Origin of the sequence: Paenibacillus sp. E222, from assembly GCF_013401555.1 — a bacterium.
Classification (GTDB): domain Bacteria; phylum Bacillota; class Bacilli; order Paenibacillales; family Paenibacillaceae; genus Paenibacillus.
Map to the genome: position 1 here is coordinate 3821518 of NZ_CP058552.1, position 15301 is coordinate 3836818.

At 47.4% G+C, this 15301-nt stretch carries 10 protein-coding genes and 1 other annotated feature; of the genes, 8 read left to right on the top strand and 2 right to left on the bottom strand.

Translation table 11 applies throughout. The features are described from left to right. The first annotated feature begins 6 nt into the window (after positions 1-6). The 5 genes from HW560_RS17240 to HW560_RS34240 all read left to right on the top strand — a co-directional run bounded on the left by HW560_RS17240 (position 7) and on the right by HW560_RS34240 (position 9846). Positions 7-1680: a cytochrome c biogenesis protein ResB gene (locus tag HW560_RS17240; protein ID WP_090900672.1), complete on the top strand. Its 1674-nt coding sequence runs from the start codon at positions 7-9 to the stop codon at positions 1678-1680. Beyond that, entirely contained in the window at positions 1677-2939 is a 1263-nt protein-coding gene (ccsA, locus tag HW560_RS17245) for a cytochrome c biogenesis protein CcsA (RefSeq protein ID WP_179264038.1), read from the top strand. Before HW560_RS17240 ends, ccsA begins: the two co-directional genes overlap by 4 nt. A gap of 143 nt (positions 2940-3082) precedes the next feature. Further along, the gene (locus HW560_RS17250; RefSeq protein WP_017687664.1) at positions 3083-3799 is read left to right on the top strand and encodes a response regulator transcription factor; all 717 of its coding nucleotides are present in this window, start codon (positions 3083-3085) and stop codon (positions 3797-3799) included. Beyond that, positions 3768-5252, top strand: coding sequence for an ATP-binding protein (locus HW560_RS17255; protein WP_305729131.1), 1485 nt, complete (start codon positions 3768-3770; stop codon positions 5250-5252). The genes HW560_RS17250 and HW560_RS17255 overlap by 32 nt, the downstream gene beginning before the upstream one ends. 196 nt (positions 5253-5448) lie before the next feature. Beyond that, a complete protein-coding gene (locus HW560_RS34240; RefSeq protein WP_179264040.1) occupies positions 5449-9846 on the top strand; it encodes a BclA C-terminal domain-containing protein in 4398 nt (1465 codons plus the stop codon). A gap of 105 nt (positions 9847-9951) precedes the next feature. On the opposite strand, the gene serA is transcribed toward HW560_RS34240, so the two are convergent. Then, positions 9952-11547 carry a phosphoglycerate dehydrogenase gene (serA, locus tag HW560_RS17265; protein WP_090900660.1) on the bottom strand — a complete coding sequence of 532 codons (1596 nt, stop codon included), beginning with the start codon at positions 11545-11547 and terminating at the stop codon, positions 9952-9954. A 200-nt stretch (positions 11548-11747) separates the two neighbouring features. After that, positions 11748-11978 (bottom strand) — a binding site (T-box leader). A gap of 346 nt (positions 11979-12324) precedes the next feature. Between serA and HW560_RS17270 the strand changes: the two genes are divergently transcribed. The 3 genes from HW560_RS17270 to HW560_RS17280 are packed head-to-tail and all read left to right on the top strand — an operon-like array spanning position 12325 to position 14179. After that, the gene (locus HW560_RS17270) at positions 12325-12918 is read left to right on the top strand and encodes a CPBP family intramembrane glutamic endopeptidase (RefSeq protein ID WP_090900657.1); all 594 of its coding nucleotides are present in this window, start codon (positions 12325-12327) and stop codon (positions 12916-12918) included. Beyond that, positions 12915-13367: a hypothetical protein gene (locus HW560_RS17275; RefSeq protein WP_179264042.1), complete on the top strand. Its 453-nt coding sequence runs from the start codon at positions 12915-12917 to the stop codon at positions 13365-13367. Before HW560_RS17270 ends, HW560_RS17275 begins: the two co-directional genes overlap by 4 nt. Then, complete coding sequence (locus tag HW560_RS17280; protein ID WP_090900651.1) at positions 13355-14179, top strand: metallophosphoesterase; 825 nt, start codon at positions 13355-13357, stop codon at positions 14177-14179. Before HW560_RS17275 ends, HW560_RS17280 begins: the two co-directional genes overlap by 13 nt. A 107-nt stretch (positions 14180-14286) precedes the next feature. Here the strand turns inward: HW560_RS17280 and HW560_RS17285 are convergent, their stop codons facing one another. After that, complete coding sequence (locus tag HW560_RS17285; protein WP_179264044.1) at positions 14287-15222, bottom strand: polysaccharide deacetylase family protein; 936 nt, start codon at positions 15220-15222, stop codon at positions 14287-14289. Positions 15223-15301: the final 79 nt, after the last annotated feature.

Below are 15301 nucleotides of genomic sequence, written 5' to 3' on the forward strand. Positions count from 1 at the left end.
CTAGTCGTGTTCCAAAATACGAAATGTGAGTGCGGACACCAAAATCCGGTGGGCACTGTACTGTGTGAAGCATGCGGCAAGCCGCTGCTGGAGGCCGAGGTCAAATCGGATGAAGTATTGGAAATGCGTTATGATGGCATGGCCCGTCGTTCGCAGCGTACGAATCCCAAAATCATTGACCGCATATGGAACTTTTTTTCATCGGTCAAAATTGCTGTTTACATGATTGTGTTTACGCTTGTAGGTTCCATGCTGGGCACGATCTATCCACAAGAAAGTACATTTCTGAATATTGATCCATCCGTATATTATAAGGACACATACGGTCAATTGGGTCATATCTATTATCTGCTGGGTCTATCCCATACATATGAATCCTGGTGGTTTATTTTGCTACTGGTGCTGATCGGTGCCTCACTGGTCATATGCAGTCTTGACCGGGTACTTCCACTGTACAAAGCGCTGAATAAACAGAAAATACGCAAACACATGCAGTTTCTTACACGCCAGCGACTGGTGTACCAAGGCTCCATAGATGAGGCATCAGAAGACTGGATTAAGAAAGCGGTTACGCCGCTTAAAAAGAAAGGTTACCGTGTGCATACCGAGGGTAGTGCATTGCTGGCTGAGAAGCAGCGATTCAGTCGCTGGGGACCTTATGTTATCCATATCGGCTTGATTATCTTTCTGCTCGCAGTACTTGCCCGAGGACTTCCCGGGCTCAATCTGGATGAGCATGTTGCTTTTCCCGAAGGTGAGATCAAGAAAATACCGAATACCTCCATGTATTTGAAAAATGAACAGTTTAATGTTGAGTTTTACAGTGAAGATGAGGTTCCAGAACAGTTCCGTAATTTGAACAAAACCGTTCCAAAACTGTTTGAAACCAAAGTGGTGTTGTACGAATGTACGGCAGATTGTTCTGATCCTTCGAAAAAACCTCAATTGACCGAGGTGGACCGACATGATGTTCGAGTGAATCATCCACTGAATTACAAGGGATTGAAAGCATATCAGTTTGATTATGATCTGACACCAACGATTCGTTCGGTAACGCCTGATTTGGTCAATGCTCAGACAGGTGAGAAATACGGAGCAATCCAAATTGCTATGGTAGATACACAGCGAACGTTCGAAGCTGGACCTTATAACCTGACTGTAAAAGAAAAATATATGGATTTTGGGCTGGATGAAAATGGAGAACCTAAGTCAAAGTCTCCTTCACCGAATGCGCCCGCCTTTCTATTTAATATCAAGGGACCCAATTTACCTAAAGAGGGAATGCAGTACTTGTATTTTGCGAAGCAGATCGATAAACAGCGTTTTCAACAGGATGCAATTAACGAACAGCTGAATGGAGGAGCCATTCCTTTGCAGCTGGAGGTTGACAGCATGGATAAGGTGGACATTATTCAATCCGTGAGTTACCTCAATATCCGTATTGATAAGGCCATGCCTTTTGTATGGGTTGGGGCAGGAATCGTTATGTTGGGTCTGGTTATGGGCTTTTACTGGCACCACCGACGTATTTGGATTCGGATTGATAATGGACAACTCACCCTAGGCGGCCATACGAACAAAAACTGGTTTGGATTTAGGCGTGAGGTTGCAGCTGTGTTAAAACATATGAATGTGGAAGTGGATGAGAAGTCGTTGGATAACGGGGGGAACCAAACATGAGTTTATTGGATTTCAGCAGCGACGCATTTATCGTATCTTTTTTTCTATATTGTGCCGCATTTATGTTATATGGCGTTGCCGTCATGGGCAAAAAATGGAGTAATCGTGACCCGCAAGCTCATGTAGAACGATGGGGAAAACGAGCCTTTATTGCATCAACGGTTGCACTAGCTGCACATCTTATCTTCTTTGGTACACGCTGGGCTGGAGCAGGCCATATACCCGTAAGTAATATGTATGAGTTTATGAGTTTTTTATCCATGATGATTATGGTCGCATTTATTGTAGTTTACGCCATATATCGTAAGTCGTTGCTAGGACTGTTTGCATTGCCACTAACCATCATTATTATGGCATATGCAGCCGTATTTCCTCAGGAAGTACAGCCGCTGATCCCTGCTTTGCAATCGATATGGCTCAAGATCCATGTGACGTTGGCTGCACTTGGCGAGGCATTCTTCGCCGTAGGCTTTGCGGCAGGATTCATGTACTTGTTACGCACGGTCGACTTCAGTGGCAAGGATAAGTCATCCAGACGCCAGCGAGGATGGGTTGAGTTTACATTAATCACTATCGTCGTTGTGGTTGGGTTTATCGGTTCGGTATTTGCTTTCCGTGCTTCCGGATATGAGGCGGTTTTTGTTCAGGAAACCACGAGCATTGACACAGAGGTACAGGAAAATAGTACAATAGAGAAAGTGATTTATCGTATGCCTCCTATTTTTGCACCTTATAATAGCGAAGTGGAGAGCATAAAACCGTTTCTTGGCATGAAGGAACCTTTACTTGAAACACCTTCCTGGATGAACGGAGTTAATGCTGGGCGCAAACTGAATACGGTGGTCTGGTCTTTGATTGTAGGGCTGATCTTATATGGACTTATTCGTTTAATTGTAAGAAGACCGCTTGGACAAGCTCTGCAGCCGATGCTGGACGGCATTGATGCCGACGATCTCGACGAGATTAGTTATCGCGCAATTGCTATCGGATTCCCGATATTTACATTGGGAGCGTTAATTTTTGCTATGATTTGGGCTCAGATTGCCTGGAGCCGCTTCTGGGGATGGGACCCCAAAGAGGTGTGGGCACTGATAACATGGTTATATTATAGTGTGTACCTGCATTTGCGTTTGTCCAGAGGCTGGCAGGGCCGCAAGTCTGCCTGGCTTGCAGTACTTGGATTTTTGGTCGTTATGTTTACGCTCGTTGGTGTGAACTTGATTATCGCCGGGTTGCATTCTTACGCAGGGGCAGACTAGGATAGGTAGTTTCGTGAAGTTCCCGAGAGAAATCCATGAAACACATACGTAAGCCCCTACGTCCAATGGGGCATTCAAATATTGTTCGCCAGATCGAACATAATAGAAGTGATGAGGAGTTATTGCAAAGGGGCTGGAGTGGAATGGCTGAACATGAGAACCGTATACTAGTCGTGGATGATGAGGAAAGAATCCGACGGCTTTTGAAAATGTATCTCGAAAAAGAAGGTTATGAAATCGATGAAGCAGAGGATGGGGAAACTGCGCTGCGAAAAGCAACTGCTGGTGACTATGGTCTGATTTTGCTTGATGTGATGTTGCCGGGCATGGACGGCGTTGAAGTATGTACCCGTTTGCGTCAGGTGAAATCAACTCCGGTTTTGATGCTTACTGCAAAAGGTGAAGAAATCAACCGCGTTCAGGGCTTTGAAGTTGGAGCAGATGATTATGTCGTTAAACCGTTCAGTCCACGTGAAGTGATTTACCGGGTGAAGGCAATTCTGCGTCGTTCTTCTGCGACAGCATATCTGTCCAAGGAGAGTAATTCAAGCAACAATATCGTATTTCCTCATTTGGTCATCGAACATGATGCTCACCGCGTAACTGCGGGTGGGGAGGAGATCAGTCTAACACCGAAAGAATATGAACTGTTGCATTATCTTGCGACATCTCCAGATAAAGTTTTCTCCAGAGAAGAGCTGCTGAAGGATGTATGGAATTATGAATTCTTTGGTGATCTTCGTACTGTGGATACACATGTGAAGCGTCTTCGCGAGAAGTTAAACAAGGTTTCGCCAGAATCAGCGGCGATGATTACGACGGTGTGGGGTGTGGGTTATAAACTGGAAGTACCGAAGTAGTTTTAGTTTCTGGAGATCGCTGGTCGGGAAGTTATGGATTACGATTATTTGCCTTGTGGGCTGTGTACTCATAGCATTGGGTCTTTTTTTGCTGCCGTATATTGATACGAATTTTGCGGAGTCTGAGTCGAGAGATATCAAACGTTTGTTCACGTATGTTTGTATTATCGGATTCAGCTTAACGACCTTTTTTGCGCTGTTTCTTTTCACGAAAATTACGCAGCCGATGCAGCAGTTAATTCAGGCAGCCAATGCGATTCGGAAAGGTAACTACGGTACGCGTCTCTCCCTTGTAACAAGCGATGAGATTGGAGAATTAGGTAATACATTTAACCATATGGCTGCACAGCTGGAAGATAACATTCGCAACCTTAACCATGAGAAAGAACATCTGGCAAGCGTGCTCCGAAGCATGACCGATGCCGTAGTGACATTCGACGGTGAGGGAAAAGTTATTTTGACAAACCCTCCTGGTGAGAAAATCATGCAGGCTTGGTGTGATTTGGATTGGGCACAGATGGATGAGGGACAGGGTTTGGATAATTCTGTGAATTCTTCACGAGAGGTACCGGAACCACTTGTTCCTTTGTTCAAAATGGTGATGGAGCAAGGTGTCGATCAGAACTCTAACGTGCATGTGCAGCAGGGCGTCTGGTCTGTTCAGATGGCACCTTTGTATGCGGATAGTGTCGTACGAGGCGCGGTAGCTGTGCTTCGTGACGTAACGGAGGAAGTGCGACTGGAGAAGATGCGTCGTGATTTTGTCGCCAACGTATCCCACGAAATACGTACTCCGCTATCCATGATGCAAGGGTACAGTGAAGCTCTTTTGGATGGGATGGCGGCTTCTCCGGAAGAAAGTGAAGAATTAATTCAAGTGATTCATGATGAGTCTTTGCGTATGGGCAGGTTGGTTAAAGATCTGCTTGATCTTGCGCGAATGGAAGCGGGTCATACGGATATGGCCGTGAAGGAAGTGGATCTGATTGAACTATTGGAGCGTGTCTATAGAAAGTTCTCTGTACGTTCCAAAGAACAGGATATCCATCTTCGGTTTGAGTGCAAACAGACTTCGATTGAACTTCACCAGGCTGACGAGGACCGGCTTGAACAGGTATTTACAAATTTGCTGGATAATGCGTTTCGGCATACTCCCTCAGGCAAAAATGTTGTCATATCTGCAGAGCTGTTATCCGATATCCGGACACCTCTAGCTAAAGTGACTGTAAAAGACGAGGGCGTAGGCATTCCGTCTTCTGATCTGCCATTCATCTTTGAACGATTCTACAAAGCAGATAAGGCTCGTGTTCGGGGTGAAAGTGTCGGTACAGGGCTGGGGCTCGCAATTGTAAAAAATATTGTAGATGCACATCACGGTACCATTATCGTTAATAGTGTACTTGGCGAAGGTACAGAGTTTATTTTACAATTTCCTGTGGATTCTTCGAAATAGCCCGAATTCATACAAAAAGTGCGAAAGCACCCTCATGCTGAGGGTGCTTTTTTTGTTGAACAGTACCGTTTAATCTTGTTCAACGTGGAACAAGTATGTTCACTTTTTTTGCATCAAAAAGGTGTCCAAGATAATTTTACCTCTTATGAAACATAAGCTTGAAAAGCGAAGAAGTTAGAGGAGGAGTGGATTAGGCATGTCTGATGAAAGAAAAAGGGTGAATATTAAAGCTTTTTTAGAAGGAAGATCCTTTCGAGCGGGATCACCGTTTATTCCAATTACATCGAGTGAAGTGGAGCAGTTTGAGTCCATTTTGAAAGCACTGGCATTGACTATTCCTGTAGCTGTAAGTCAGCCTACAGCGTCTAATATTCTCGCGTTGCAAAACAGTTTACGGAGTTTGCTCACTTTTGTTAATACCTCTGGTTTTCGAGCTGGGGTGAAAGCGGAGTTACAATCCGTTCTGGAACTAACTATAGCAGGTTCTGAAGTTGTACCTGTAGCCGTCATCAATCTGGCTGGCAACTTGCAAAATTTGCTCGATGATTTGTTAAGTATAACGTTGCTTCTGGAAGTTCCGCCTGCGGAAAAAGATAAACTGGTCGGATTGATTCGCTCCATATCTGTATCCTTGAGTCGTGCTACCAGTTCATTTGGTACATCGGGAACACCCGGTCCTCCAGGCCCCCCGGGAGTTCCAGGAGTTCCAGGAGTTCCAGGTGTTCCCGGAGTCCCAGGTCCGGCTGGCCCAGGGGGGACAGTTGGGCCAGTGGGCCCGGTAGGTCCGGTAGGTCCGGTAGGTCCTCAAGGGCCCCAAGGTGTACCAGGTGCGCAGGGGCTGCCGGGAGTTGGACTGTATGATATATCCGTTTTTGATCCAGCTCAGGCACCTGGCTATGTGCAAGGTCAAGTAGTTTCGTATAACGGCAGTCTTTATGTTGTTAACGTGAATGATCCTACCGGAGTACCGGGAAGTTCTCCAGACTACACGTCGTTTTTGTCAGGAGGAACGACTGGAGCAACAGGGGCAGGTTTTACGGGCTCTATTCCATTCGATCAGGCGCTCGCACCAGGTTATCCGGCAGGACAAATTGTAACATTTGGCGGTAGTACCTATATTACTAATGTGGCATCGCCAACGGGAACACCGGGTAGTTCACCGGATTATACTTTGCTAGCAGCGGCCGGAGTTACTGGAGCCACCGGGGTAACAGGTGTGGGACTCGGTGGTTCTGTTCCGTTTGATCCGGCAGTAGCACCAACGTATCCAGCGGGTCAAGTCGTAACGTTTGATGGCAGCACGTATATTGCAAATGTCGCATCGCCAACGGGAACGCCGGGAACATCCCCTGATTACATATTATTGGCTGGTGCTGGGGCAACGGGTGCGAAAGGGGCAACCGGCGTCGGTGTAACGGGCGCAACCGGAAATACGGGTGTAACGGGAGCCACCGGTGCAGGCCTGACAGGCGTCGTTCCATTCGACCCAGCAGTAGCACCAACGTATCCAGCGGGTCAAGTCGTAACGTTTGATGGCAGCACGTATATTGCAAATGTCGCATCGCCAACGGGAACGCCGGGAACATCCCCGGATTACACGTTGCTGGCTGGTGCTGGGGCAACGGGTGCGAAAGGGGCAACCGGCGTCGGTGTAACGGGCGCAACCGGAAATACGGGTGTAACGGGAGCCACCGGTGCAGGCCTGACAGGCGTCGTTCCATTCGACCCAGCAGTAGCACCAACGTATCCAGCGGGTCAAGTCGTAACGTTTGATGGCAGCACGTATATTGCAAATGTCGCATCGCCAACGGGAACGCCGGGAACATCCCCGGATTACACGTTGCTGGCTGGTGCTGGGGCAACGGGTGCGAAAGGGGCAACCGGCGTCGGTGTAACGGGCGCAACCGGAAATATGGGTGTAACGGGAGCCACCGGTGCAGGCCTGACAGGCGTCGTTCCATTCGACCCAGCAGTAGCACCAACGTATCCAGCGGGTCAAGTCGTAACGTTTGATGGCAGCACGTATATTACGAATGTCGCATCGCCAACAGGCACCCCAAGAACGTCCCCAGATTACACGTTGCTGGCTGGTGCTGGGGCAACGGGTGCGACAGGGGCAACCGGCGTCGGTGTAACGGGCGCAACCGGAAATACGGGTGTAACGGGAGCCACCGGTGCAGGCCTGACAGGCGTCGTTCCATTCGACCCAGCAGTAGCACCAACGTATCCAGCGGGTCAAGTCGTAACGTTTGATGGCAGCACGTATATTACGAATGTCGCATCGCCAACAGGCACCCCAGGAACGTCCCCAGATTACACGTTGCTGGCTGGTGCTGGGGCAACGGGTGCGACAGGGGCAACCGGCGTCGGTGTAACGGGCGCAACCGGAAATACGGGTGTAACGGGAGTCACCGGTGCAGGTTTGACAGGCGTCGTTCCATTCGACCCGGCAGTAGCACCAACATATCCAGCGGGTCAAGTCGTAACGTTTGATGGCAGTACGTATATTGCAAATGTAGCATCGCCAACGGGAACGCCGGGAACATCCCCGGATTATACGTTGCTGGCTGGAGTAGGAGCTACGGGAGCGACAGGGGTTACCGGAGTCGGTGTAACGGGAAGTACCGGAGCCACGGGAGATACGGGAGTAACCGGAGCAACAGGGGTCAGTGTAACCGGAAGTACCGGAACAACCGGAGATACGGGTGTAACTGGGGCGACTGGAGATACAGGAGCTACGGGGGTAACTGGAGCTACAGGGGTCAGTGTAACCGGAAGCACCGGAGCCACGGGAGTAACCGGAGCAACCGGAGCAACCGGAATAATTGGAGTTACGGGAGAGACAGGAATCACCGGAGCCACCGGAGCGACGGGATTAACCGGGGCCACTGGGGTTGCGGGCTTAACGGGTGCAACAGGGGTCAGTGTAACCGGAAGTACCGGAACAACCGGAGATACGGGTGTAACCGGAAGTACCGGAACAACCGGAGATACGGGTGTAACTGGAAGCACAGGAACAACAGGCGTTACGGGGGATACTGGATCAACGGGAGTAACAGGTGCTACTGGAGTGAGCGTCACAGGAGCAACTGGGGCAACTGGAGGTACAGGAGCAACTGGGGCAACTGGAGGTACAGGAGCAACTGGTGATACAGGTGTAACCGGAGCCACTGGAGTTACCGGCGATACAGGGGCTGCGGGGGTAACGGGTGCTACCGGTGTTGGTGTAACAGGAGTAACAGGAGTAACAGGAGCAACTGGTGATACAGGTGTAACCGGAACCACTGGAGTTACCGGTGATACAGGGGCTGCGGGAGTAACGGGTGCAACAGGAGCAACCGGAATAACCGGAGCCACAGGAGCCGGTGTAACTGGAACCACAGGAGCGACAGGCGTTACGGGGGATACTGGATCGACGGGAGTAACAGGTGCTACTGGAGTGAGCGTCACAGGAGCAACTGGGGCAACCGGAGGTACCGGAGCGACGGGTGCAACAGGAGCAACAGGTGCAACAGGAGCAACAGGTGCAACAGGAGCAACTGGTGATACAGGTGTAACCGGAGCCACCGGTGTCAGTGTAACGGGAAGTACTGGGGCAACCGGAGGTACAGGAGCGACGGGTGCAACAGGAGCGACGGGTGCAACAGGAGCAACTGGTGATACAGGTGTAACCGGAGCCACTGGAGTTACCGGCGATACAGGGGCTGCGGGGGTAACGGGTGCTACCGGTGTTGGTGTAACAGGTGCAACAGGAGCAACTGGTGATACAGGTGTAACCGGAGCCACTGGAGTTACCGGTGATACAGGGGCTGCGGGGGTAACGGGTGCTACGGGTGTTGGTGTAACAGGAGTAACAGGAGTAACAGGAGTAACAGGAGTAACAGGAGTAACAGGAGCAACTGGTGATACAGGTGTAACCGGAACCACTGGAGTTACGGGAGAGACAGGAATAACCGGAGCCATTGGGGTTACGGGCTTAACGGGTGCAACAGGAGCAACTGGAATAACTGGAGTTACGGGAGAGACAGGAATAACCGGGGCCACTGGGGTTACTGGCTTAACGGGTGCAACAGGAGCAAGCGGAACAACTGGGGTTACCGGAGCCACAGGAGCCGGTGTAACTGGAAGCACAGGAGCGACAGGCGTTACGGGGGATATTGGATCGACGGGTGCAACAGGAGCCACAGGAACCTCTGTAACATCTAATTCAGCTTTTGGTGAAAACACAAATGGAACCATCCTTGTTATTTTGGGTGGAACACTAATACCATTACCAAACAACCAAAATATAGGCACTGGCATAACCATCAATGGAGCGAATGATACTTTCACTCTTGCCAATGCAGGGCGTTACTATATCTCTTACAAAATAAATCTGACAGCCGCACTTGCTATTCAATCCCGTATATTACTTAACGGGGCAGCAATTCCAGCGAGTGTAGTTTCACCATTACTTTCCCTCAGTCAGTTACAGTCTGACTTTATTGTGACGGTAACTGCTGGAGCTACAATACAGTTCCAATTATTTGGTCTTGTTGCTACAGCTGTCCTCTCTCCACCAGGAGCTACAATAAACATTATTCAATTAAGTTAATGCATGAATTACGATCTTAAAAAAGAAGTTTGAGTTTATAGAAAAGAGGCGACCCAATAAGGGTTCGCCTCTTTTTTATCTTATGAGTGAATAGTCCGACAATAATTAATTCAAAACGATTTCAACGGCTGTATTGATTTCCTGAAGAGCAGCGAGTTGCACCAGAACATCTTTTGGAACTTCTTTGTCAACAGTCAGAATCATGATAGCTGCCCCACCAATGATTTTACGTCCGACTTGCATGGAGGCGATGTTAACTTCGTTCTCTCCAAGCAAAGTCCCAACGCGTCCGATAATCCCCGGTTTATCATTATGCGAAATCAGAATCTGGTGACTTTCGGGAGCAATATCTACTGGGAATTTGTCCAGACGCACGATACGTTCACCGTAACCGGCGAGCAGTGTACCCGCAACACGACGCTCCTCGGCATCCTGAGTCGTCACCAGTGTGACGGTAATCAGATTTGTAAATCCTTTCGTCGCCGACGTTTGGCTAACCACTACGTTGAGATCCCGCACTTTAGCCAAATGCATGGAGTTGACAATATTGGCTTCTCCGCCTAAATGTCTTGCCAGAATACCTTTTACAATGTAACGAGTCAAAGGCGAAGTATCCACTTCCGACAGATCTCCAGCGTAGTCGATCCGAATTTCCTGAACTGCATTTTGAGTGATCTGAGCTGCAAAGCTACCCAGTGTTTCACCCAGTTTAAAGTACGGCTGCAGTTTGTTCATTACAGTTGGGGCTACTGCAGGCATGTTAACTGCGTTTTTGAACGGTTCATTGCGCAGGATATGCAGGACTTGCTCGGATACGTCGATCGCTACATTTTCTTGTGCTTCTACTGTGGATGCACCAAGATGAGGCGTTACAATAATGCTAGGATGATTCAGGAACGGGTGATCAGCAGCGGGTGGTTCGCTCTCGAATACGTCAAATGCTGCACCAGCAACGATACCTCCATCAATTGCTTCTACAAGGGCCATTTCGTCAACGACTCCACCACGGGCACAGTTGATAATACGCATACCTTTTTTCATTACTTCGAATTGTGGGCGGGAAATCATATGGCGTGTCTCAGGTGTTAATGGTGTGTGAACGGTCATAAAGTCGGCATTGCGAATGATGTCATCCACACTAGCCAGCTTAACCTGAAGTTTTTCTGCGCGATCTTGAGTGAGGAACGGGTCGTAAGCCAGGATATCCATTCCGAACGCTTTGGCACGTTTAGCTACTTCGCTACCGATTCGTCCCATACCAAGTACACCCAGCGTTTTATTTCTTAACTCTACACCCAGGAAGGTTTTACGATCCCAAGTACCTTGAATGGTTTTGGCATATGCCTGAGGAATATGTCGTGCCAGTGCCATCATCATGGCAAATGTATGCTCACATGTCGTAATCGTATTACCGTCAGGGGCATTAATAACAATGATACCGCGTTGGGTAGCAGCTTCCAAATCAATGTTATCTACACCAACGCCAGCACGTCCGATGACTTTAAGGTTTGTACCTGCTGTCATAATACGATCTGTTACACGAGTCTGACTTCGAACCAGAAGGGCATCATAATTGCCGATAATTGCAACAAGCTCATCTTCGCTAAGACCTGTTTTCTTCTCAACTACAACATCATTTGCATCCACCAGCTGCTGAATTCCCAGATCACTAATCGGGTCCGACACTAACACTTTGTACATGGTTTCTTCCTCCTTAGGTATGTGTATCTATATCGTCAAGGTTTCACCTCACGAAAGAGGCATTCCTTAAAACCATTAAAACTCTTCCTTCCAACAACGCGGTGTCGCAGTAGAGGAGGAGGGTGTAGCGAATAGGGCGATTTCCACGTTTTTACTCTAAAATAAATCAAAAAACTCTCAATCCACATACTGCTTGCGCAATAAGGGACGAGAGTTGTCGTGGTACCACCCTAATTCACCGCCGTTTCGCAACGACAGTCTTAGCGGTCAATGAAGACCGAAGAGGATAACGGGTCTAAACCGATTGCACCTACTCCAATTTCAATGCAATAACTCAGGAGCGCTCAAGATCATTTGCCTGCCACCGATTTACACCATCCATCGGCTCTCTGTAAGACAAAGCAACATCTTTTTTCCATCATCGTGTTTAACGTGACTAATTTTTTCATAATGTATCATGGCTTACATGAGCATGTCAATAGGCTTAAATGTTTTAATTCGATTTACTAATAAGATTTTCTTCAGTGGAGGAGAAGGCGCATAGATGTAAAGAATTGACTTCCTTGATCGTTCAAAATAGCTCGATTACAAGCTGTTTTGTGAATCGGATTTTAACACATTAATGAACTAATTCAATAGATATCGCTTCGCTTAAAAACCGGGACTTGGGGCAGGCCTTGAACCTATTTGGTTTTTTGGCTATCATTTAGTATACTATCCGATTGGACAACGAATTTGTTATCCATCAAATATAAGTCAAGAGGACAGACACAGGCGATGAAAAAATTAAAGTTTCCCAAGTTCAAGATTCAGAAGGCTGAACCACAGCAACTCACCGAGCGTTTGCTTCTGATCAATCTATACTTTACACAAGGGTTAACTTTGATCATTGGGGTTGTATGGATTTTATTGCAGAAGAGAAATCTTTTTGATGTACTTGCGTTGCCAGACAGTTACCAGTTTATATGGTGGGGGCTTGGTCTTGCTGGCATTATGCTTGTTATGGACTTGATTCTTTCTTATGTTATTCCTCAAGAGAGCATGGACGATGGGGGAATTAATGAGATGCTGTTTCGCAAGCGTCCAATCTGGCACATTGTATGCATAGCGGCCATCGTTGCTGTTTGTGAGGAATTGTTATTTCGTGGAGCCATACAACATGCGTTAGGTCCTTACTGGACAAGTATTTTATTTGCGGTCATCCATATACGCTATTTGCGGCACTGGATTCCGACTGGTTGGGTATTTGTTTCGAGCTATGGATTGGGTTGGATTTATATGCAATCCGGCACATTATGGGCGCCTATATTATGTCATTTTATTATTGATTTGGTGTCTGGATTAGCGATACGTTTTCGGAGGGGATCATGAATCAGCAATTAAGTAGAATGAAGACTTACGGCAGTCAGCGCCATCGTCACTCGGATAAAACAGAGACATCTGAGCGTCCTGAAGCTTCTCAGGTAAATTTGGTTGTTGAATCAGCTGCTGCCTCAGAGGTGGGAGGACTCACACCAATTACCTCGGTCTCCATACCAAGATCACAACGCAAGTCTTATGCATCATCGCTGGAAAGTCCGGTACTTCCCCGGCGGGCTCCAGCACGTGCCAATAAAGTACAAAAGCCATCAGATGAAGTCGTTTCCGAAGCGGGTACACTTCCTACGCGGACTGAGCTTCATCCATCTCGCCGTTTACGTCTCAGTAAACGATTTGTTAACTCGCTCATATTAATATTTGTTTTGCTTACAATCAGTCTGGTTTGGTGGGGGATAAAAGGAGCACCTTCATTGGATACTTTCCTTCCATGGCCATGGTAATACTGGCGTGGATCGTTGCCGTTATTTTGGCCGTGTTTGCCTTGCTGGTTCATATGTGGCGTGAGGCGCACCTTCATCACATTGTTTCAGAAGAGGTTGAAGTTCCGAATTTGCCCTCTTCTTTTGATGGCAGCAAAATCCTGTATGTATCTGATATCCATAAACGCATGCTGAAAAAGAATGACCTGGAACATCTTCGGAATCAGGTGGACTGGGTTATCATTGGGGGAGATGTGGCGGAAAAAGGAATTTCATGGCCCATCGTCAGACATAATATGAGCTTGTTATCTTATATCGCACCTGCCTTTACAGTGTATGGAAACCATGATAAAAGAGCAGGAACTGTGCATCTTGAACGTATATTTCGAGATACGGGCGTTCATCTTTTACAGGATTCTACCGCTTATCTTCGTAAAGGAGAAAGTAAATTATGCCTGGTCGGAATTGATTATCGTTCACGGCGAGGGGATTCGCTGCTTGCAGAATTGGACACCAAAGATTGCAAGATTGCCATCGTCCATGATCCCTTAGAGGCTCTTCATTTGAATGCTCCTGTTGATCTGATATTGAGTGGTCACACACATGGAGGACAATTGGTAATTCCAGGCTTCGGCCCTGTCTTTCTTAACAAAGCGTATCGCTCCGTGTCTAGCGGATGGTTCTCTTTGAAAAAGGATGATAATGATACCGAGCAAGCAGGCAAAATGCTGGTAAGCAGAGGATACGGAACAAATCATTTGCCGTTCAGACTTTGTTGTCCCGCAGAAATGCATATGATTACTTTGCGAGTGCTCTCAAACAAACAGCCTTGATCCGCTTAGGACCAAGGCTGTTTGTTATAAATTTGTAAGTTCCTTCATGTCAATTCCAACTCATCAATGATTGATAGTAAGCAGAATGTTGGGCAAATAATCGATGCTCAGCGTGCTTCCAGTTCAATGGAGCGAGGATCGACAAAAGAGTAGCCTTTCTGTTCAAGTTTGGTTAACAACTCATCCAACGCTTCAACCGTCCATGGCAACTCATGCATCAAAATATTACTGCCTGGATTTAATTGATCGAGCACATTCTGGATCACTTTCTCCGGTTTGTTTTTGGTGCTCTTATCCCAATCCAGTGAACCATTGGACCATGTCATGTATAACATGCCGTTCTTCTTGACTGTGGCCTTTAGTGCATCATTTCCAGAACCGAACGGCGGGCGGAAAAACTGAGGTTCCACACCAATCGTTTCTTTCACAATCTTTTGCACATCGTTTACCTGTTTGGCGGCTGCTGTGGTGGACATTTTTTTCAGATCCTCATGATCCCACGCATGATTTCCTACAACTTGACCACGTTCATGAATGATCTTGAGCAACTCGGGATGACTTTTCACGCGGTAGCCGTTAACAAAAAAAATCGCTTTCGCGTCATGGTTATCCAAGGTATCGATTAATCCATTAATCATTTTTTCTTCTTTGGGCCCATCATCAAATGTCAATAATACAACCTTGCTTTCGCTCGTTTTATCGTTGGGTTTGATGTAGTAATTGGCGTTCATGTGATACGTTTTTTCGATATTATCTTCGGTTGCTTGTGATCCTGAAGTAATATCAGTTCCTTCTTTTTCTGTCGGAGATGTTTCGTCATCACTTGGTGATTCTTGATCCGAATTGGAGTCCGTTGAGGACGAGGAATCCGTGGTTGGTGTTTCACCTGTGCCAGCGGAAGTTGGCTCGTTCTGCTGCTCCTGTGTTGAAGTAACCGAATCATTGCTGGAGTTCGTGGATTCAGGTGTTTTTTCCTCCGTTGTACTACAAGCTGACAACAGCATGCATGCGATCATAATTAAGGCGGTGGTGTGTCTAATCATGATTTCAACTCGCTTTCCTGTATTTATGCGGAATGAGATGACGCACTCCCGCAAACACTAGTTGTGATTTTAACATTAA

What these genes read in the sequence shown, in the direction of transcription:
- ccsA (WP_179264038.1), top strand. Translation starts at nt 1,677, where the DNA reads ATGAGTTTATTGGATTTCAGCAGCGACGCATTTATCGTATCTTTTTTT.
- HW560_RS17250 (WP_017687664.1), top strand. Translation starts at nt 3,083, where the DNA reads ATGGCTGAACATGAGAACCGTATACTAGTCGTGGATGATGAGGAAAGA.
- HW560_RS34240 (WP_179264040.1), top strand. Translation starts at nt 5,449, where the DNA reads ATGTCTGATGAAAGAAAAAGGGTGAATATTAAAGCTTTTTTAGAAGGA.
- serA (WP_090900660.1), bottom strand. Translation starts at nt 11,547, where the DNA reads ATGTACAAAGTGTTAGTGTCGGACCCGATTAGTGATCTGGGAATTCAG.
- HW560_RS17270 (WP_090900657.1), top strand. Translation starts at nt 12,325, where the DNA reads ATGAAAAAATTAAAGTTTCCCAAGTTCAAGATTCAGAAGGCTGAACCA.
- HW560_RS17275 (WP_179264042.1), top strand. Translation starts at nt 12,915, where the DNA reads ATGAATCAGCAATTAAGTAGAATGAAGACTTACGGCAGTCAGCGCCAT.
- HW560_RS17280 (WP_090900651.1), top strand. Translation starts at nt 13,355, where the DNA reads ATGGCCATGGTAATACTGGCGTGGATCGTTGCCGTTATTTTGGCCGTG.
- HW560_RS17285 (WP_179264044.1), bottom strand. Translation starts at nt 15,222, where the DNA reads ATGATTAGACACACCACCGCCTTAATTATGATCGCATGCATGCTGTTG.